This window comes from Nostoc sp. (genome assembly GCF_036917535.1).
GTDB lineage: Bacteria > Cyanobacteriota > Cyanobacteriia > Cyanobacteriales > Nostocaceae > Nostoc.
On record NZ_JBALDA010000063.1, the window covers coordinates 14,951 to 35,562 of the forward strand.

The following is a 20,612-nucleotide window of genomic DNA, read 5'->3' on the forward strand; positions in this document are numbered from 1 at the left end:
CAAATACTTAAGAATTCAACAGATTTTCCGGTACAACAATCAAAGTAGTACCTTCCCTCCTAACTACATAAACTCTTTGATGGGGTAGTATGGTAAATTTGTCATCGTCACATCTTGCTTGCCAAGAATTTCCCTCATACCGCACTCGCCCTGTTTTTCCAGGCAGAATTTCTGTTAAGGTTTCAGCTATGACTGCATCCCGAATTTTTGATTTGCGTTGTCTTGGTTGCAAAAACCGACGAGAAAGCACGATTAGGGCTGTGGAAAGCAAAAGCCAAACCATAATTTGCAACCATACACTTCCCATACCCACTCCAGACAGCAGCGCCACCACAAAAGCGCTAATTCCCATCATGAAGGCGACAAACGCTGATGGTAAGAACAGTTCTGTTAAACACAAAACTGCTCCTGCCATCAGCCAGATTAAGGTAAAACTTGGCATAGCGCCATCCTAGTCTCTACATTATTGACGTAAATGCATTTCTACGATTAGATACAGCCAGACGTAAGTTATTTACAGAAAACAAAACTGAGTATTTATACTAACAATCTTGCTTAATTTCAGTAATTAAAGTGTAACTAGCAGTACACAAGTTCAGGTACATAAGTTTAGTTTATTCTAGCTTTAATTCATTGCCAGCTAAAGTTAATCGAAGTTCATGTATAAAAAAGAATTCTGACTTCCGACTTCTGTTTTATGATTTCTACTCAACTAATAATTTTTTGTATAAATCCACGCTGTAATAGCCCCATTAATCCGATGGGAGATAGCGTTTGTGCCAGTTGCCAAACTCCTTTAGTTCACCGCTATCTGTGGGCGACTGGCTCATTGTCTGCTCAAATCCCACCAGGCACAAAGGTAGCAGATAGGTATGAAGTAATTAAACAACAGATTTGGCTGGATACTCAACCGGGACTGCCGCCAGATGTACCTGAAGAATTGCCAACGGAAGTAATTCCTTATTTACAGTTATATCAAGAGCGGTTGCATCTGCCCCAAGCTTATGGGTTTGCTAGTAACCTCAAGGAAGATACAAATAATATTCTCTTATTGGAAAATGCGCCAATAGATAAAACAGGAAATATCTATCCAACTATTGTTGAGGCATGGCAGGAAGCCACGGCAGTACGACAAGTTTATTGGTTGTGGCAAATTCTCCAACTTTGGATACCTCTAGCAGAATTAGGATTTAGCCGCAGTTTACTAGTAGCAGACAACTTGAGAGTCGAAGGTTGGTGTGTGCGACTGTTGCAACTCTACCAAACACCAGCCGATGAAAAGCTGAGTTTACAAAATCTGGGGAAATGTTGGCAGTTTTGGGTATTTTCTGCAAAAGCATCAGTAGCTAAAGCGTTACAGAACATTGTCCAGCAGATGTGTGAAACTGAGATTGAGTTAGAGGCGATTAATATTCAACTCAATAATTTACTACTAGCAGCTGCGGCAGAATTGCCATTAGTTTTAAAGGTGGCAGGCTCTACAGATATTGGCCCAATGATGGCGCAAAATGAAGATGCTTGCTATCCCAATAGTTTGAGTGATTTAGATAAAAAACTCCATCCCTTTGTGGATGGAGTTTTTGGGCATGGGGAAGAAGTTACCAATGCCCATTACCCCTTATCCCCAGAGGGGACCCCACCTTCCCCAATGCCCCAAGCGGTGGGGCAACTGCCCGTCTCCACCCACAAGGGGATGGAGTTTCCCGCCGCTTTCGATGAACCTTTATTGCGCCGCTTGTCGATTGTTTGCGATGGTATTGGCGGACATGAAGGCGGTGAGGTTGCGAGTCAGTTGGCAGTGCAGTCTGTAAAGTTGCAAATTCGCGCTTTACTAACTGAGGTGACAGAACAAACTGTACTTTTTCCACCTGAGTTGTTGCAAGAACAATTAGAAGCAAGCTTACGGGTGGTAAATAATCTAATTTGTGCCCGCAATAACGAACAAAAACGCCAGGGCAGAGAACGCATGGCTACAACTATTGTCATGGCGTTGCAAGTTCCACAACAAGTCCAGACAAGTACTGGGTGGCAATCAAATAATACCCATGAGCTTTACTTGGCTAATGTTGGTGATAGCCGTGCCTATTGGATTACTCGCAATTATTGCCAGCTACTGACAGTAGATGATGATGTGGCAACGCGAGAAGTACGCCTTGCTAAAAGCTTGTATCGAAAGGCACTTTTTAGACCAGATGCTAATGCTTTAACTCAAGCATTGGGGACAAGAGATTCAGAATCTTTGCGTCTCAAGGTTCAGCGATTTATTTTAGAAGAAGATGGCATTTTGCTACTGTGTTCTGATGGTTTAAGCGATCGCAACTGGGTGGAACAATCTTGGCAAGATTATGCAATACCCGTGTTAACAGGGCAAATGACAGTTGAAGATGCTGTCCGCAACTGGATTAACTTGGCAAACGAAAAAAATGGGCATGATAATACATCGGTTGTTCTCACTTATTACCGTGTCTCTCCAGAATATTTAGTACCTGTGACTTTGGCGTTGCCAGAAGAGATTATAGAAGCAGAAATACAGGAAGAAGAACCAGAGGAACTAGAAGAACTAGAAGAATTAGAAGAACCAACTTCTTTTACAGAAAGTTCGCAAACTTTGCCAGATTTGGATCTAGATTTGGATCTTTCAGAAGAACCACCCCTTAGCCCAGAAGTTCCACCAACTTTAATTACAAAACCGAAGCGGGGTAAACGTTTGGTAATGCTGGGGGGAGTGTTAGCGTTACTTGTGGGGGGTACAGGTCTAGGATTATTTGCTTGGTGGCAAATTAATCCTCAAGGATTTCAGCAGATGTGTCGGCAACTTCCCCAAAAAATGCAATCAGTTTGTCCGACTGGGAAATAGGTTATACCAAAATATTCTAATGTTGATAAGAAATATTCCAGCATTGATAAGGAATATTGTAATGTTGATGAGGAATATTACAATGTTCCTTATAAATGTCGTAATCTTGATGAGGAATATTCCAATATTGATAAGGTATATTGTAATGTTGATGAGAAATATTACAATATTCCTTATGGATGTTGTAATGTTGATGAGAAATATTGCAATCTTAATAAGAACTACTTGTACATTCAGAGTGATAGAAAAGAAAGTGGCGATCGCTATTGACTCAATATACAGCAGTTTTCTTTTGCATGAAGTACAAAGCTATAGGTTTTGAGGCAGGAGGCAAGTGGTCACTGAGCATAGTCGAAGTGACCATCTGCCCCCTGCCTAGTACAGCACGGCGTAAATAAGCAGACCATTGAAAAGCTCTTTAGAGCTTAATTCCATAAAACTTTTGAACGCCAGTTGCTTCAAGTCGGCAGAGCCGCCCAACGCACTGGCTCCTTTTGACTTTTGATTTTTGACTTCCGCGCAGCGGTACTAGCCTAATGGGCAAGGTAGTGCAATGCCATATCCCTGTGCGTAATCAATTCCTAGTGCTGTAATTCGCTCTAAAATCGCCTCATTCTCTACAAATTCAGCAATCGTCTGAATACCCATTACACTGCTAATTCGCGTGATTGCTGTGACGATCGCATCATCCACAGGATTCTCGACAATGTTACGAATAAAGCTGCCGTCAATTTTGAGATAATCCACAGGCAGATACTTGAGATAGGCAAAGGATGACATCCCTACCCCAAAATCATCTAATGCGAAGCGACAGCCCATCTGTTGAAGCGACTGAATAAACTGCCTAGCTTTGATCAGGTTGGCGATCGCTACAGTTTCGGTAATCTCAAAGCAAATGCGTTGGGGTGAGATGGGGTATAGGGTAAACTGCTCATACAAGAAGTCAATGAATTGATCGTCGTTGATGCTAGAGCCAGAGAGGTTAATCGCATAGATGCTTTGTTCATCGCCACCGAGCGTTAGCCAATTTTTGAACAGAGTCCGAATCACCCAGCGATCAATCAGGTGCATCAAGTTGTAGCGTTCTGCTGCTGGAATAAACGCCATTGGCAGCACTAAATTTCCCTGCTCATCCCGCAGCCGCAGCAGCACTTCATAGTGGTCGCCGTTTTGATCGCTCGGAGTAATAGCGGCAATCTTTTGAGCATAGAGACAAAACCAATTGTTTTCCAAAGCTTTAGAAATACGACTGACCCACTGCATCTGGCCACGCTGTTGCAGTCGCTCTTGGTCGTCAGTCTCAGCAAGGTATACGCGGTTGCGCCCCCGGTTCTTCGCGGTATAGCAAGCTGCATCAGCCGTACTGATAATTTCTGTAAGGCTCTCGCTATTCGTGTCGATACCAACCAAGCCGATACTTACTCCAATTGAGAATACCTGCTCTTGCCAAACAAACCGGAACTCTTGAACACACTCACGCAGTTCATTGGCAACTCGTAAAGCTTGCTTGGGCATACACTGATTGAGCAATATTCCAAATTCATCGCCCCCTAACCGTGCCAGTGTGTCAGTTTTCCGAATCTTCTCCTGCAATAGGACAGTAATTTGACGCAGTAATTCGTCTCCAGCCAGATGACCACAGGTATCATTGACAATTTTGAAGCGATCAAGATCCAAATAGCACAACGCATGAACCTGGTAGTCTAACTTGGAAAGGGTCAATGCATGTTCAACCCGCCGCTCAAACTCCTGGCGATTCACCAATCCGGTTAAGGCATCATGGGTTGCCTGCCAGGATAGCTGAAGTGCAAGTTGGCGATTCTGAGTCACGTCATGAAACACCATAACGGCGCCAATAACTTGTCCTTCACGATTGCGAATCGGCGCAGCTGAATCTTCAATCACAATCTCTTGAGCATTTTGAGCAATTAAGACGGTATGGTTTGCTAAACTTACAATTCGATTTTCCTCTAATGCTTGCTCAATTGGGTTCTGAACTGGCTCCCGTGTCGTTTCATGCACAATTCTCAAAACTTCTACTAACGGCAACCCTTGTACCGATGCTTGACTATATCCAATCAGAGATTCTGCAACCGGATTGAGATATTGAATCCTGCCAAACACATCTGTGGTAATCACTGCATCTCCAATCGATTGCAACGTCACCTGAGCTAATTCTTTTTCTTGAAAAAGTGTTTCTTCGATTTGCTTGAGAACTGTGATATCCCGTCCTACCGATTGAAATTCTATAAAGCATCCTTGCTCGTCAAACAGCATTCGGTTATGCCACTGAGTCCAACGCATCCCATCTTCCAGAACTACGCGATTCTCAATGATGACTACAGGATTATCACTACTCATTGAAGCTATTAATTGAGCAACTCGCTCGCGATCTGCTTCAAAGACAATCGGTTGATAGCAGGTGCCAATCAATTCCTCTGGCGATCGCCCAAAATAAACTGCAAAAGCTTGATTGACAAAGGTGAGCATACCATCTGGTAAATATCGGGTAATGAGTTCAGTCTGATCTTCTACAATCGCACGGTAGCGAATCTCGCTTTGTTTGAGAGCTATTTCTGCTTGCTTGCGTTCTGTGATGTCTAGAATAGCTCCATACAGTCTAATAGTCTTACCTTGAGTATCATAAGCTACCTCTGCTCTCGATTCCAGGTAGCGCAATGAGCCATCAGGTCGGACAATGCGATATTCAAGATTGAAAGGATTGCCATTGGCGATCGCTTGTAGGAGATGCCTCTGCAACACTGGTCGGTCTTCTGGGTGAAGCATCTGGAGAAATGCAGACTGTGTCGGTGCTAATTGAGTAGGATTTAAACCAAAGATGCAAAAGGTTTCGGCTGACCAAATTTGTTTTTGAGACTCTAAGTACCATTCCCAACTGCCCAGATGGGCAATCTTTTGAGCAGTAGCTAGCAGCGTTTCACTGCGTTGGAGTTCTTCCTCGACTTGTTTGCATTCGTTGAGTGCGACTTGCCGTTCTGTAACATCTTGGGCAGTCCCATAGAGGCGAATTACTTTTCCATCCGCGTTGAATTCTGCATGTCCAATCTCCTCGATATAAATAGTAGACCCGTAAGTTTGAGATGCGCGCAGAATGAGTTTGTAGGATTCCCCAGTTGACATTGCCTGCTCAATTGCTTGGGCTAATTTTCCTGCGTCTTCTGCCCAAAACAGTTGCAGATTTTCTTGGTAGTTCGGCTCAAGCAGTGCGGGATCTCGATTAAAAAGGTCAAATAGCTGCTTTGACCAGGTAATTTTGCCAGTGGCAAGTTCAAACTCCCAATTACCGAGACGAGCAACTCGCTGAGATTCTTTAAACAAGGCTTCACTCTTGCGTAGTGTTTCTTCAACACATTTGAAGTCAGTGATATCCACTACCAGCCCATCCCAAACCACACGACCATCCTGCAACTGGCGTGGTGTGGAACGAAAATGTAACCATTTCATCTGAGCACTGGGTGTTTGGATTCGCAGTTGTATATCAAACACCGACAGATGCCGCCGAGATTCCTCGACTGCTGCCTGGAAAAGTGGTACGTCTTCTGGGATAAACTGGCGATAGAGCAAACTTGAATCCTTCAGTGCATCTTCTGCCCTGACTTCCATTAGTTCTTCAATCCCCGCGCTGATATAAGAAAAGCGATCGCTACCATCAAATTCGCGGATTATCTTATAAATTGCCCCATTGGGCAGATTATCGTCAATTCGCCGCAATAGAGCTTCCCGCTCTTGTAGTGCAAGTTCTGCCTGTTTGCGTAAGCGTACTCCTTCAAAGAAGCAAGCTACGCGTAGCGTTTCGTAGAGAAACTCGTCGTAGATATCGCTAATTTCCCCCTTCAGTTCTCGATTGGCTGCCTCCAGCAGTGCAGAACTGGGTAGAGCAAGTGCTTTTGGTATCAAACGTATAAGTTCACAAGCTGTGTACAGTGAAATTATGGCTGTAATAGCTTTAAGGCAACCACTCAACCAATAAGTTGGATACCAAAGCGTCCAAATCTCCATAAGGTGGGTAGTGCCACAAATAACAATAAATGTTGCAAATAGTAGAAATATCCAGTTAAAGGGTAAATCTTGGCGCTTGCGGACAAAATAAAGTAGCGCGATCGGAATAGTAGAATAATAAGCAAGGGCAATTAAGCTGTCAGATACAATATGGAACACCATTAATTCCGGTTTCCAAAGATAGCAATCACCGTGGGGAATAAACTGTTCATAACCAAAAAGGCTTTTCCCAAAATCCAGCATCACGTTATTTCAAAAACAAGTTGTTTGCTCTAAATCTTAGTTATTTATACTACAAAAAATTATTCAGTATTAAGTAGCTTGTCGCCATAAGCATCGCGGATACTCAATCATAATTGGCTTACTCCATAATGGCAAAAGTTCCATCTTCGCCAAGTATGCCACATAAAAATTGCTGTGCTATTTATTACAACACTACATAATCTGGTAAAGAGACTTGCAAAAAAATACCTACCCTTGAGAGAGGGGAGACAAGGGGACTAAGTTTACTCTTGATGACAGAGACGTTTTCGATTTTCGGTAGAAAATAATTGAGAATTTGTTTGAAACAATTAGTTAAGCAGCAAAATTCTACATTTTGGATACAATTACCGATGATTCGGCTAACTTTAAAAATAAAAAATTATTTACCATAAATAGAGAAATTCAAATTTCAACTTAGAAATAGTTTGTGAGTAAATATTTATGAAAGTTATAGTCACAGGTTCTTTAGGAAATATTAGTAAACCACTGACACAAGAGTTAGTGAAAAAAGGGCATCAGGTGACGGTTATCAGCAGCAAAGCCCAAAGGCAGAAAGATATTGAAGCTCTGGGCGCAAAAGCTGCCATTGGCACAATGGAAGACGCTGGCTTTCTGTCAGCGACTTTTAAAGGCGCAGATGTCGTTTATGTGATGGAATCGCTTGCCCCCGATGCTTTCTTCGACCCGAATGTTGATGTGATCGCGGCTATCACCGAGATTGGCAAAAACTACAAACAAGCCATCGAACAATCGGGCGTAAAACGTGTCGTGCATCTGAGCAGCATCGGTGCTGACAAAGGAGTTGGCTTGCTCCGGTTTCATTACAATGTCGAAAATATTTTAACAGAGCTGCCGCAAGAGGTCTTTATTAAATTCGTGCGCCCAGTCGGTTTTTACACTTACATGTATACTTTTATCCAAACTATCAAGTCACAAGGCGCGATTGTCGGCAACTATCGCGGCGATGAAAAAGAACCGTGGGTCTCCCCTTTAGATATTGCTGCCGTGATTGCTGAAGAAATTGAAAAACCTTTTAATGGTAAAGAAATTCGTTATATTGCAAGCGATGAAGTTTCGCCAAACGAAATCGCTGAAATTCTGGGCGAAGCCATCGGAAATTCTGATCTCAAATGGCTGGAAATTTCCGACGAACAATTTTTAAATGGTCTATTGGAATCAGGAATGAAACCGCAAACTGCACAGGGTTTTATGGAAATGAATGCTGCTAGGCGTGGCGGCAGATTGTATGAAGACTATTTCCGCCATAGACCAATATTGGGTAAAGTAAAGCTGAAAGATTTTGCAAAAGATTTTGCGGCTGCTTACAACCAGTAATAATTACATTGCGAGATGACAAACACACAACCGCGTAGATTCAAAACGATTACTGAATATCATCGGATGCTGGAGCTTCCTAAACCTGAGCATCCTTTAATCAGCGTGATTAACTTAGAATCCATTAAATATACGCCTCCCCAAGAATTAATAAATCTTGTCTTTGATTTCTACGCAATCGCGCTCAAAAGAACACCGAACACTAAATATAAATACGGTCAGCAGGAGTATGATTTTGATGAAGGCGTAATGTTTTTTATGTCGCCCGGTCAGGTTTTCGGAGTGGAGATTGATAAAGATGCAGCATCAAAGCGTAGGGGATGGTCACTACTAATCCATCCTGACTTTTTATGGAATACATCGCTAGCCAAAACGATCAAGCGATACGAGTATTTCAACTATTCGGTCAATGAAGCTTTGCATCTCTCGGAAAAAGAAGAAGCAATCATAAACGATCTTATCAAAAATATGGAGCAGGAATATCGTTCCAATATTGATAACTTTAGTCAGGATGTGATTGTTTCACAACTTGAATTACTGCTTAATTATTCAAATAGATTTTATCATCGGCAATTTATCACCCGCAAAAAAGCGAGCAGTGATTTGTTGGTGAAACTGGAGGATTTATTAAACGAGTATTTTGACAGACAAAATGAATTACAATCGGGAATTCCAACCGTCAAATATATTGCCGATAAATTAAACGTATCGCCGAATTATTTAAGCGATATGTTAAGAACGCTGACGGGACAAAACGCCCAACAGCATATTCACAATAAATTAATCGAAAAAGCCAAAGAATCGTTATCCACAACATCGCTTTCAGTCAGCGAAATCGCGTATCGGCTCGGTTTTGAACATCCGCAGTCGTTTAATAAATTATTTAAGAATAAGACAAGCGTCTCGCCACTCCAATTTAGAAACTCGTTTAGTTAGACTGTCAGAATTGACGGTTGTGTTGCAAAAAGAGGAACGGTAGATGATAAAGTGAGAACTCTGAATTCTTCTTCAATAGATATTGAGGGTGTCGTTTTCAGTTTAGATGCTCTACATTGCCAAAAAAAACTTGCAAGCTAATTATTGATGGTGGCAATGACTATGCGATCGCAGTTAAAGCAAATCAAAAAAACTTGTATCGCCAAATTCGACATCATACGGAGAACTTCAATTCCCATCCTTTTGGATTAGTTGAGTACTAGTGAAACCCAAAAGCATCCACATAATTTTTTAACTTTGCAGTCAGAAGTACTTAAAGTTACTTAATGCATCAAATACTACTTACTTTCATAGTTAGCGTTAGGATAGCTATGTATTTTATGAAAGTATAAATATGGCTCAAACTTTTTACGTAAATCCAGTATCAGGCAGCAATACCAACTTAGGTACTCAACAAGCCCCCTTCAAAACTATTACGCAAGCCCTCAAGGTAGCTACTGTTAATACCAAGATTCAACTGGCAAATGGTAATTACAATGCTGCTAGCGGTGAAGTCTTTCCGTTAACGATTCCGTCTGGCGTAACAATTGTGGGTAATGAAACCAATAAAGGCAATGGCATTTTGATTGAAGGAAGTGGCAGCTATCTGAGCCGTACTTTTGCTGGTCAGAATGTCACTTTTGTACTGCTAGATAAAGCTGAACTCCGAGGAGTGACTGTAACAAATTTGGCTAGTCGTGGTAGTGGTGTTTGGATTGAATCAACTGCCCCTACTGTTGCTAATAGCACCTTCATCAACAATAAGCGGGAGGGAGTATTTGCTACAGGCGATGCTAATCCAGTTGTTTTAGGTAATGTGTTCAGTGAGAATGCAGCTAATGGAATTGCGATCGCTAAAAATTCTAAAGGTCAAATTGAAAATAATACCTACTTCAAAACAGGTTTTGGCATTGCCATTAGTGATACTGCATCACCCATCCTTCGAGATAACAGAATTTATGAAAACCGTTCTGGGATTGTCATCTCTGGTAGCGCCCGTCCCGTATTGCGTAATAATGTCAGTGAAAATAACACTGATGATGGTATCACAGTGATTGGAACTGCTCTACCGGATATCGGCAGTACCAATAATCCAGGGGGCAATACTCTACGCAATAACGGTAAATTTGATTTGCAAAATGTCAGTTCCAACAAGCTGATTTCTCTAGGAAATAAAATAGATGCGTCTAAAGTTACCGGAAACATAGAGTTTGCAGATAGTTCGATTCCAACCCCAACACCAACTCCAACACCAACTCCAACTCCAACGCCAACTCCAACTCCAACTCCAACTCCAACATCAACTCCAACGCCAACTCCAACGCCAACATCAACTCCAACGCCAACTCCAACACCAACATCAACTCCAACGCCAACATCAACTCCAACGCCAACATCAACTCCAACGCCAACTCCAACACCAACATCAACTCCAACGCCAACACCCACTATTGAATTAACCGATATTGCGAATCATTGGGCAGGTGGGTTTATTCGGGAATTAGTCAAATTGGGGATAGTTAATGGTTTTCCTGATCGCACATTTAAACCTGATGCGACGATGACACGGGCACAATACGCCGCAATACTGGTAAAAGCTTTCAACCCACAATCAAACCGTGCAGCGATCAAATTCAAAGATGTACCAGCAGACTTCTGGGCATCCAAGGTAATTCAGCAGGCATATCAAGGTTTATTTCTCTCTGGTTTTCCCGACAATACATTTAGTCCCAACAAAAATATCCAGCGCGTGCAAGTGATTGTCTCTTTAGTGAATGGACTGGGGTTATCTAGCAATGGTACGGCAACTATCAAAGTTTTCGATGATCAAGCCAAGATTCCTGAATATGCCAAGGATGAGGTGGCAAAAGCTATAGACAAGGAAATTATCATCAATTACCCAAATCTGAAACAACTCAATCCTACCCGCGATGCTACACGTGCTGAGGTAGCAGCTATAGTGTATCAAGCTTTGGTAGATGCTGGTCGTGTAGCAGCGATCAATTCGTCTTATATAGTGACTGCTTGAGGGAGGCAGGGGGAGAAAAAAAGCCTAACTGAACTGTATTGGTTAGCCTACGACAGTTTTGGGAACTTTTAGCAACCCTTACTGGAGTCAATACCTCAACCTTTGACTCCCAGAAACTTCATCACTGTCTAGGCAAATCCAGCCTAGAATGATCGCTTTTTCCACATCACGAGGCAATCGCTACCAATATTTGCTACTTTTAATGATGTTTTTACTTGCCCCACTTTCTTGGAAACCTAAATTAAATTAGGCTTTCTTAATTTTGAATTGGGATTATACCATAGAATTGATAGTTGAAGCCTTTGCAAAGTCTTCAACTATCAAAAGATAGAAACTTTAGTAGCAGATTTTGCCTGTAGAAAAACAAAAGTCTGTATTCAAAGTAAGCTTGTAGCATACAAAACGCTTGTAAGATTTTTATGACTTCCCGGATTCGCTTTTTAATGTGCCCTCCTGACCACTATGACGTAGACTATGTGATTAATCCTTGGATGGAAGGGAATATTCACAAATCATCGCGCGATCGCGCCGTAGAACAGTGGCAGGGACTACATCAAATCCTCAAAGAACACGCGATTGTAGATTTAGTACCACCTGAAAAAGGCTGGCCTGATTTGGTTTTTACTGCCAACGCTGGCTTAGTTCTGGGCGATAATGTCGTCCTCAGTCGCTTTTTGCACAAAGAACGTCAGGGAGAGGAGCCTTTCTTCAAGCAATGGTTTGAGGCAAATGGTTATACAGTCAATGAACTTCCCAAAGATTTGCCCTTTGAGGGAGCAGGAGACGCACTGCTGGATCGAGAAGGACGCTGGTTATGGGCGGGATACGGTTTCCGCTCGGAATTAGATTCTCACCCTTATCTAGCTAAATGGCTGGATATTGAGGTGTTATCCCTGCGATTAATAGATGAACGTTTTTATCACCTAGATACCTGTTTTTGTCCCTTAGCAAATGGCTATTTGCTATACTATCCCGGCGCTTTTGATTCTTACTCCAACCGCTTAATTGAAATGCGAGTTGCATCAGAAAAGCGCATCGCAATAGAAGAAGCTGAGGCAGTCAACTTCGCTTGTAATGCGGTGAATGTGGATAGCATCGTCATCATGAACAAGACGAGTGATGCTTTGAAAACCCGCCTTCAGGATGCAGGTTTCCAAGTGCTGGAAACACCACTTACGGAATTTCTCAAAGCTGGTGGTGCAGCTAAATGCTTAACTTTGCGGGTTACAGAACCAGTTAGGGATGAAATTCATGCCAATGTCTCGGTAGAAAGCCGCGTCATTCGCATGGAAGGACATTTGCTAGATGCTGGCTTAATTAACCGTGCTTTGGATTTGATTATAGATGCTGGGGGAAGTTTCAAAGTCCTGAATTTCAACTTGGGAGAACAACGCCAAAGTACCTCAGCCGCGGAGGTGAGAGTTTCAGCACCGTCCCATGAGGTGATGGAAGAAATCATCTCCCGATTGATTGATTTGGGTGCTGTAGATTTACCCCATGATGAGCGAGATGCCAAACTAGAGCCTGTGATTCAAGATGGCGTTGCGCCCGATGATTTCTACGTTAGTACAATTTATCCCACCGAAGTGCGAATTAATAGTCAGTGGGTGAAGGTAGAAAATCAGCGGATGGATGGTGCAATTGCTATTACTGAAACTCCCACAGGTTTTGTTGCTCGGTGTAAAATCCTTCGCGATTTAAAAGTTGGCGAACAGGTAATTGTAGACGTTTTAGGTATCCGCACCATCCGCAAAACTGAATCGCGGGAACTCCGCAGTACCCAAGAATTCAGCTTTATGTCGGCAGGAGTTTCCAGCGAACGACGGGTGGAATTAGTCGTTGAACAAGTGGCTTGGGAATTGCGTAAAATCCGTGATGCTGGTGGTAAAGTAGTTGTCACGGCTGGCCCTGTGGTAATTCACACTGGTGGCGGCGAACACCTGGCGCAACTAATTCGGGAAGGATATGTACAGGCGCTGCTGGGTGGAAATGCGATTGCAGTTCACGACATCGAGCAAAATATCATGGGCACTTCCTTGGGTGTAGATATGAAGCGGGGTGTCGCTGTGCATGGTGGACATCGCCATCACCTGAAGGTAATTAATAGTATCCGCCGTTATGGCAGTATTCCGAAAGCTGTGGAGGCGGGAGCAATTAAAAGTGGCGTGATGTATGAATGTGTCCACAATAATATACCTTTTGTGCTTGCGGGTTCGATTCGGGATGACGGGCCTTTACCTGATACCCAAATGGATTTGATTCAAGCACAGGAGCAATATGCCAAACTCCTAGAAGGTGCAGAGATGATTTTGATGCTGTCATCGATGCTGCACTCTATTGGGGTGGGTAATATGACTCCGGCTGGTGTGAAAATGGTATGTGTAGATATTAATCCAGCTGTAGTGACAAAGTTAAGCGATCGCGGTTCTGTAGAATCTGTGGGTGTGGTGACAGATGTAGGTTTGTTCCTCAGTTTGTTGATTCAGCAGTTGGATAAGTTAACAAGTCCTTATGTAAATAAGGTACGTTAAGAAAATAAACCGCAGAGGCGCAGAGAAAGGGAGATGACAAGAGTAGCTTTCAATGAAAAGTTGCAGATTAATTGGGTGAGTTTAATTGCTGATTTCTTGTTGGTAGGGATGGTTTTTGGCCCGCCTATCGCTCCCTTTTTGGCTGCGTCTGGAGTGTCTTTGCTTCCTGGGATTGCGGACATCATTTATTTCATGGGTAATCATGTCTGTCCGCAACCAGCTATGGGGTTAGATTTAGCACCACCGTTTATTATGGCTGTGTGTATGCGCTGCTATGGCACTGTGACGGGTTTGCTAATTACTCGTCTGTTGTATAGCGTAACTGGTGGTAAGGGATTTTACTGGTTAAGTCAGTATGGCTGGAGTGGTGCAGCGATCGCAACTGTGCTAATGATGGCTTATCCTTTGGAATTAGCAGCACAGGTTTTTGGTTTGTGGAGTTTTAATAACTATCTGGTTACACCTTTTGGGTTAATTACAGGTTTGGCGTGGGGATTGTTTACTATGCCAATCTTGCATGGGTGGCAGGGTGCTAAAACTAGCTTGACCCAATTGTAAATTTGCTCGAACAACTTGTAGAGTGGATTAATTTTTGTAAGTTAAAACAATCGTATTGTAAGTTAAAATAATTGCATTGCAGCAGGTTGCATTTAGATAGCACGGCGATACAAATACAAAAATGCAATTTTAATGCGATCGCACCATTCTGGAGTTTAGACTAGTTCGCGGTGCAAAACTAAATTTCCAAAAAATAAGGATACGGATTTAAGATACTTCCAGGAACTAAAACCAAGGTTTTTAGGCTTTATAGAATGAGCCTTCTGAGTTTCGCATCGGGAACTAGACTAAAGCAAGCAAAAAAATGAATTTAATTTTGCCCAACTGCTTAAATATTGGCAAAATCTTCTAAGGGTGCGATTGCATATTTTCCCCGTTCATCTTGATTAACTAAACCTAAAGCAAGTAAGTCTCTATCAATAAATAACTTTGTAGCTTTATCACCTCTATCAATCTTAGTATTAATCAAGTGCATTGTGTAGAAGATAGTATCGTAAACCCGTTGGGGATTCATAGCAGTTGTAATAGGTTGATATTTGCTAACTGATTCACACAGTCGGTAAACACCGTGTTCTTGGGATTGGGGGTAGTCATAATGCTTGACAGATCGTGGTAAAAAGTATCCAGCAGTAATTGGCCGTTTTCCTGACGGACGTACACAGGAATAGCTGCAATCACCAACCGTATCAGCAGCTATACTCCCAGGCATAAATCGTAGAACATTAAAATTTAAAAAATCTGGGTTGCACTTTTCGATGCCAAAGTTAATTGCCTGGATATCGTCTGCAAAAGTCGTCGGTTCATAACCGATAATATCAGTTTTATCGTCGTTTAGTTGAGCTTTTGGTAATCCCAAAATCAAAAAATAACTACTAGGTAATCCAGCTTTATTCATATCTTGAAAAACTTTGGCAATCTTGGCTGGATAATCAAATGCTTGCTTAATTTGACTGGCAACAGAGCCATTAAATTTATGGCTGGCTAATGACACTTCTGGTAACGTATGCTCAACCCCAAAAAACATATACACACAGTTATGTTCTACTAAATAACGCATCTGTTCGTAGTTGATTTTATCAATTCTAGTATTTGAACCCCAAACAAATCCTTCTTCTCTCAGAATCTCTGCTTCCCTTTTTGCAGCTTTATCGTGAACTGTAAAAGTATCGACATCTAAATAAACTGCTTCATAATTACGTTCCTTTAATTGCTTTAATTGCCTCCGAAATGAGGCTTCGCTTAATCTCACAACATTATTACTTTCGCTACTTTTATTACAGAAATAACATGCCCAAGGACATCCTCGCTGAGTAAATAGTTGGGCTGTTTTTAATTGCCTTCCATCTGAAAATTTAAAAATATTCATATCATGTACTTGTGGTATATGAATGAAACCAAAATTTTGGTCAATATCATCAAAATTATTGATTCTTGGTGCAATGGCAGAATGAAAAATGGCATTTCTACTATCGTCAGGAGTAACGCGATGAAATTTACCGTTTTGATTCATGAAACACAATCCCGGCAAGTATTTCATCTCTTCATAGAAAGTGCCTCTGGCAACGGCATGAGCAATTTCTACAATTGATTCTTCCCCCTCACCATTACAAAAGGCTGTAATCCAAGGTGTAATGCAGGCAATATCTTCAACACTTTTAGTTGCATAACCACCAACTAAAATTGGCACGGTTTCCCTGCCATGTTTCTGAAGCTGTGCAAAAATTTTTCTACTATGCTCGTCAATTTCGGGCCATTGAGTTGTCAAACAACCAGCAAATATAATTAAATCAACATTTATAATTTCATTTAAAACATTATTAATACTCAAATCAAGACGTTCTAAATCTAGTTGTACAACTTGACTAAATCCAGCATTAACTAAACTAGAAGCTAAAACTGGCAAGGCTTTGTTTGCACCATTAAAACTTCTGTGTTTGATAAATTCGCCAATCAATAAAATTTTAATTGAATTAATATGAGCGAATGTTTGTTGACTTTTAGTTTGAGATATTAACACTATTACACGCCTAAAATTACTGTTTTTTGATGGTGTAATACCCTGGTAATTGAAAGTGATGCCCTGCTTATAGTAGGTTGGTTGGAGCGATAGCTCAGAGTCTATTCAACAGCACCCAACATTTTTAAAGAAGCTTTTTCAGCATCGGTCAAGCCTGTGGTACCGCTAATATCCATGCGTTCGTACAAGCGATCCGGTTTAAGCGATCGCCATCGACTACAATTTTGCATATCCCACAGTTGAATCTTTTCGTCTTCGCCGCCACTAGCCAATAACTTGCCATCGGGAGTAAAAGCTAGAGAACGAATCGCTGCTGTATGTCCCAATTTCAGGGTTTCTAGACACTCACCTGTGCTAACTTCCCAGAGAATGACCGTAGTATCAGCACCAGCACTAGCTAAAATTCGCCCATTGGGACTAAATGCCACTGAGTAGACTTGTTGATCGTGCTCTGTTAAAGTTTGAATACATTCGCCTGTGCTAAGATTCCATAACTTTACAGTTTGGTCTTCGCTGCCACTGGCTAAAAGTTGCCTATCTGGACTAAATGCTACTGACCAAATCATGTCTTTATGGTCTGTGAAAGTTTGGATACATTTTCCGGTGGCAACATCCCAAAGCTTAATTTGACTGTCAGCGCTACCACTTGCCAGAGTATGACCATCAGGATGAAACGCCACTGTCCACACCCAATGGCTATGTCCTTTAATTTTTTTCAGGCACTCACCGTTAGAGATGTCCCAGATGCGAATGCTGCGGTCTTCGCTACTACTGACTAGGGTTTGCCCATCAGGACTAAAAGCAACTGTCCACACCCAGTTACTGTGTCCTGTGAGGGTTTGAATGCATTTGCTGTGGCGAATGTCTGTGATGTCCCAAAGTTTGATAGTATTGTCAGCACTACCACTAGCGAGTATTTGCCCGTTGGGATGAAAGGCTACAGAACGAATCCGTCCTTGATGTTCTCTGAGAATGTGGTATTCTCCTGTTTGTAAGTTCCACAGACTAATGGTGTAGTCATCCCTTCCACTGGCCAGGATTTGACTATTGGGACTAAATTTTACTGAATAGACATCACGGGTATATCCTTGCAACACATTCAGGCAATTACCTGTATTTACATCCCACAGCCTAGCTGTTTGATCGTCACTGCAACTGATCAAAGTGCGGCCATCTGGACTAAAGGCGATCGCCCACACCTGGCTATAATGACCTTGTAAGGTTTTCAAACATTCAGCCCGTTGGATATCCCAGAGTTTAATAGTTCTGTCTTCACTACCACTGGCCAGGGTTTGCCCATCGGGACTAAATCTTACTGAGTAAACTTTTTTACTATGTCCTTGCAATATTTCCTTGCATTTACCTGTGTTTGCGTCCCACAGTCTCAGGGTGAGGTCTCTACTACCGCTGGCTAGTATTTGCCCATCAGGACTGAAGGCTACAGAAAGAACATCACTGCTATGACCATTCAGGGTTTTCAAGCATCTACCTGTGTTGATATCCCACAGCTTAATTTTGTGGTCGGCACTGCCACTGGCAATTAAAGGACTATTGTTAGTAGTTGTAGACGGTCTGAAGGTAACTGACCACACCCAACCATCATGACCAAGGAGTGTTTGTTGGCAAATTCCTGTAGCAATATCCCAGATTTTAATAGTTTGGTCTTCACTGCCACTAGCTAAAAAAGCACCATCTGGACTAAAAGTTACTGAGTAAACTTTGTTGGTATGTTCTTTGAGTGTGTGCAAACATTCGCCTGTTTGCACATCCCAGATTTTAATTGTGTAGTCAGCACTACCACTGGCGAGGAGTTTACTCTCTGGGCTAAAAGCAAAAGCCCAAACCCAGCCACTATGGCCTGTATAAATGCGAAGTTGTTTAGTATCAGAAGTGCGCCATAGCCTAATTTCTCCGGTCATTAAACCTGTAGCAAACAATTTGCCATCAGGACTGAATCTCACAGAAACGATACTAGACATGGTTTCTGTGAATACGGAACCAGTTAAATCAGCATTGGCAAAGCTAGTGTCTTGTAAGTTGACACCTTTGAGATAAGCTTGCCAAATAGTCAGACCAGAAAAATCACGCCCGCTTAAATTAATCTCAAAATCGTGCTGGGATTTATCTATCTGGAGTTGTCGCAGTAGATTTATGAAGTTACCAGCTGCATAACCTTGATTTGGGGGCGGCTCTTGCTGTAAAGTCGCAAGCATTCGCCGTAAATAAGATTCTAGTTGTGTTGTTGTACCAAAAGCTTTGATTAGCTTTTGCTTAACGGGTTCTAGTATTAGCCGTTCTTGTGTATGCCGGATATAATCAAGTGATCGCACCTGGATTAAAGGGTGGGCGTTAATAAAGTCCAATTTTTTTTTTCGCTCAATTCATCAGCAAACTGTTCGATGTGGCGTTTACTGATATATTCCATCACCACAGATTGCTGGCGGAATCTGCTGGCGGTTGGTTCTTTTTCAATTAGCGATCGCCGTAACAATGATTCAACAACTTCCAGTATTTTGGACTCGGTATCTGTGGTTTTGAAATCATTTTTCAGTTGTGTCAGAGAAACATATTCCCGATGAAGCGCTAGCCGATACATCACTTGTTTTTCCAATTCTGACAAGCGTTTAAATTGCGTATCTAAAAGCGTGCGAATATCTCCGTAGACAGCGTTTGCTTCCTGAATTTCTTTTAAAAACTCTGTAATGTTATTGCTAAATAAGCCATAAACTGTAGTGGCGACTATCTTTAAAGCTAAAGGATTGCCAGAATATCTTGTGACTAGTTCTTGCAATTGTTCGTCAGTACAATCGCATCCTTTATCCTGCAAAATTTCTCTAGCTTCTTCTAAATTCAGGCTAGATAATTGCAAAACTTTAACTGGCAGATTTTTACCTTCTAAGGCAGCTACTTCTTTTGGTTTTTCCCGACTAGTTAGTAATAAACAACTATTATGTGATGCTTCTGCCACCTTTTTAAAAAAGTAGCCATAGTTTTCATATCCAGGTTCATATTCACCAGCCCATTCTTCAGTTTTGCCTTCGCCACTACGTAGCACTGATTCGACATTATCTAAAATCACTAGGCATCGATATTTTCTTAAAGTATCAATTAGTGACAGTATTTTGTCATTTTCACTACCTGTTAAGTAATCTTCTGAATCATTAGGTAAAAAACGTAAAAGTTGGGTGAGAATGTCATCTAATGATGGGGTATTACGGAGTGATCGCCAAATCAGATAATCAAACTGCGGCTGGACTTTTTTGGCAACTTTAGCCGCGATCACAGTCTTACCAATTCCACCCATTCCCAACACTGCTACTAACCGACACCGCAGTGGATCATTACCGACTATCCATTCCTCTAAATTTTGAATTTCTCCATCTCGACCCCGAAAACCGTCTACATCGACTGCTTCACCCCAGTCTTCTTTTGCAGAAATCACGTTTTCATAAGTACCTTGGTACTGAGCATATAGCTTCTGTTTCAGGTTATAAATTTTTTTATTACCGCTCCCTTCTATACCTAATTTGCGGTAGCTTTCTCCTAATCTTTTTCTCACCGCCGCTTGAGAAATCTCCAGTTTCTTGGCAATTTCCGCACCAGAAGAATTTTTTAATGCTAACAATAAGGCATCTAGCTCTGCTTTCGTCACACCACGACTATTGGCGACTCCTGTAATGAAATCATCAGGAACCAAAGGCATATCAGCTGCGCTGTTCATCTCATCTAAGCTCCACACAATCTCAGCTCCACACAATATATTTGAGTTATCAGTATGTGAGAATATTTTTTTATAGCATGACTCTCAAGTTTAGAAAAGAGCTTTATTTAGCATTTTGGTAGATTTTACAGTAACTACACAATTTGCTAGCTATGCTATTTCAGTTTTTACTCAGTGTCTTGCTATATTTTTATCCCAAAAAATAAAAATATAGTCTATTTTTGTCGGGTAAAACCATCTAATTAAAATCTTTTTTGTATAAAAACCTACTTACAGTATAACTTTTTATATCTACGTGAGATAAA

12 protein-coding genes are annotated in these 20,612 nt (G+C 41.7%); 7 read left to right on the forward strand and 5 right to left on the reverse strand.

The window, feature by feature from the left end; genetic code table 11:
• Positions 1–7: 7 nt before the first annotated feature.
• A complete protein-coding gene (locus V7K56_RS20460) occupies positions 8–442 on the reverse strand; it encodes an NfeD family protein (protein ID WP_334913015.1) in 435 nt (144 codons plus the stop codon).
• Between the two features lie 255 nt (positions 443–697).
• Here V7K56_RS20460 and V7K56_RS20465 point away from each other — a divergent pair, with 255 nt between their 5' ends.
• On the forward strand, positions 698–2,857 hold the full coding sequence (locus tag V7K56_RS20465; RefSeq protein WP_334913017.1) for a protein phosphatase 2C domain-containing protein: 2,160 nt from the start codon (positions 698–700) through the stop codon (positions 2,855–2,857).
• Positions 2,858–3,385: 528 nt separating this feature from the next.
• Here the strand turns inward: V7K56_RS20465 and V7K56_RS20470 are convergent.
• Entirely contained in the window at positions 3,386–7,120 is a 3,735-nt protein-coding gene (locus tag V7K56_RS20470) for an EAL domain-containing protein (protein ID WP_334913019.1), read from the reverse strand.
• 462 nt (positions 7,121–7,582) lie between these two features.
• Here V7K56_RS20470 and V7K56_RS20475 point away from each other — a divergent pair, with 462 nt between their 5' ends.
• From V7K56_RS20475 to V7K56_RS20500, 6 genes are all read left to right on the forward strand, one after another.
• Entirely contained in the window at positions 7,583–8,476 is an 894-nt protein-coding gene (locus V7K56_RS20475; protein ID WP_334913022.1) for an NmrA family NAD(P)-binding protein, read from the forward strand.
• A gap of 15 nt (positions 8,477–8,491) precedes the next feature.
• Positions 8,492–9,412: a helix-turn-helix domain-containing protein gene (locus V7K56_RS20480; RefSeq protein WP_334913024.1), complete on the forward strand. Its 921-nt coding sequence runs from the start codon at positions 8,492–8,494 to the stop codon at positions 9,410–9,412.
• A 116-nt stretch (positions 9,413–9,528) separates the two neighbouring features.
• A complete protein-coding gene (locus V7K56_RS20485; protein ID WP_334913026.1) occupies positions 9,529–9,675 on the forward strand; it encodes a hypothetical protein in 147 nt (48 codons plus the stop codon).
• A gap of 131 nt (positions 9,676–9,806) precedes the next feature.
• Positions 9,807–11,480, forward strand: a complete 1,674-nt coding sequence (locus V7K56_RS20490) for a DUF1565 domain-containing protein (RefSeq protein WP_334913028.1) — start codon at positions 9,807–9,809, stop codon at positions 11,478–11,480.
• 419 nt (positions 11,481–11,899) lie between these two features.
• On the forward strand, positions 11,900–14,011 hold the full coding sequence (gene argZ, locus V7K56_RS20495; RefSeq protein ID WP_334913030.1) for a bifunctional arginine dihydrolase/ornithine cyclodeaminase: 2,112 nt from the start codon (positions 11,900–11,902) through the stop codon (positions 14,009–14,011).
• 33 nt (positions 14,012–14,044) lie between these two features.
• Positions 14,045–14,569 (forward strand): DUF2085 domain-containing protein, encoded by a 525-nt coding sequence (locus tag V7K56_RS20500; protein WP_334913032.1) that lies wholly within the window; start codon positions 14,045–14,047, stop codon positions 14,567–14,569.
• 328 nt (positions 14,570–14,897) lie between these two features.
• Here the strand turns inward: V7K56_RS20500 and V7K56_RS20505 are convergent, their stop codons facing one another.
• The 3 genes from V7K56_RS20505 to V7K56_RS20515 all read right to left on the reverse strand — a co-directional run bounded on the left by V7K56_RS20505 (position 14,898) and on the right by V7K56_RS20515 (position 20,307).
• On the reverse strand, positions 14,898–16,586 hold the full coding sequence (locus tag V7K56_RS20505) for a B12-binding domain-containing radical SAM protein (protein WP_334913033.1): 1,689 nt from the start codon (positions 16,584–16,586) through the stop codon (positions 14,898–14,900).
• 101 nt (positions 16,587–16,687) lie between these two features.
• Entirely contained in the window at positions 16,688–18,949 is a 2,262-nt protein-coding gene (locus tag V7K56_RS20510) for a pentapeptide repeat-containing protein (protein ID WP_334913035.1), read from the reverse strand.
• Positions 18,922–20,307: an NB-ARC domain-containing protein gene (locus V7K56_RS20515; RefSeq protein WP_334913037.1), complete on the reverse strand. Its 1,386-nt coding sequence runs from the start codon at positions 20,305–20,307 to the stop codon at positions 18,922–18,924. The genes V7K56_RS20510 and V7K56_RS20515 overlap by 28 nt, the downstream gene beginning before the upstream one ends.
• Between the last annotated feature and the right edge of the window lie 305 nt (positions 20,308–20,612).

What these genes read in the sequence shown, in the direction of transcription:
- V7K56_RS20465 (WP_334913017.1), top strand. Translation starts at nt 698, where the DNA reads ATGATTTCTACTCAACTAATAATTTTTTGTATAAATCCACGCTGTAAT.
- argZ (WP_334913030.1), top strand. Translation starts at nt 11,900, where the DNA reads ATGACTTCCCGGATTCGCTTTTTAATGTGCCCTCCTGACCACTATGAC.
- V7K56_RS20480 (WP_334913024.1), top strand. Translation starts at nt 8,492, where the DNA reads ATGACAAACACACAACCGCGTAGATTCAAAACGATTACTGAATATCAT.
- V7K56_RS20515 (WP_334913037.1), bottom strand. Translation starts at nt 20,307, where the DNA reads ATGAACAGCGCAGCTGATATGCCTTTGGTTCCTGATGATTTCATTACA.
- V7K56_RS20460 (WP_334913015.1), bottom strand. Translation starts at nt 442, where the DNA reads ATGCCAAGTTTTACCTTAATCTGGCTGATGGCAGGAGCAGTTTTGTGT.
- V7K56_RS20470 (WP_334913019.1), bottom strand. Translation starts at nt 7,120, where the DNA reads ATGCTGGATTTTGGGAAAAGCCTTTTTGGTTATGAACAGTTTATTCCC.
- V7K56_RS20475 (WP_334913022.1), top strand. Translation starts at nt 7,583, where the DNA reads ATGAAAGTTATAGTCACAGGTTCTTTAGGAAATATTAGTAAACCACTG.
- V7K56_RS20500 (WP_334913032.1), top strand. Translation starts at nt 14,045, where the DNA reads ATGACAAGAGTAGCTTTCAATGAAAAGTTGCAGATTAATTGGGTGAGT.
- V7K56_RS20490 (WP_334913028.1), top strand. Translation starts at nt 9,807, where the DNA reads ATGGCTCAAACTTTTTACGTAAATCCAGTATCAGGCAGCAATACCAAC.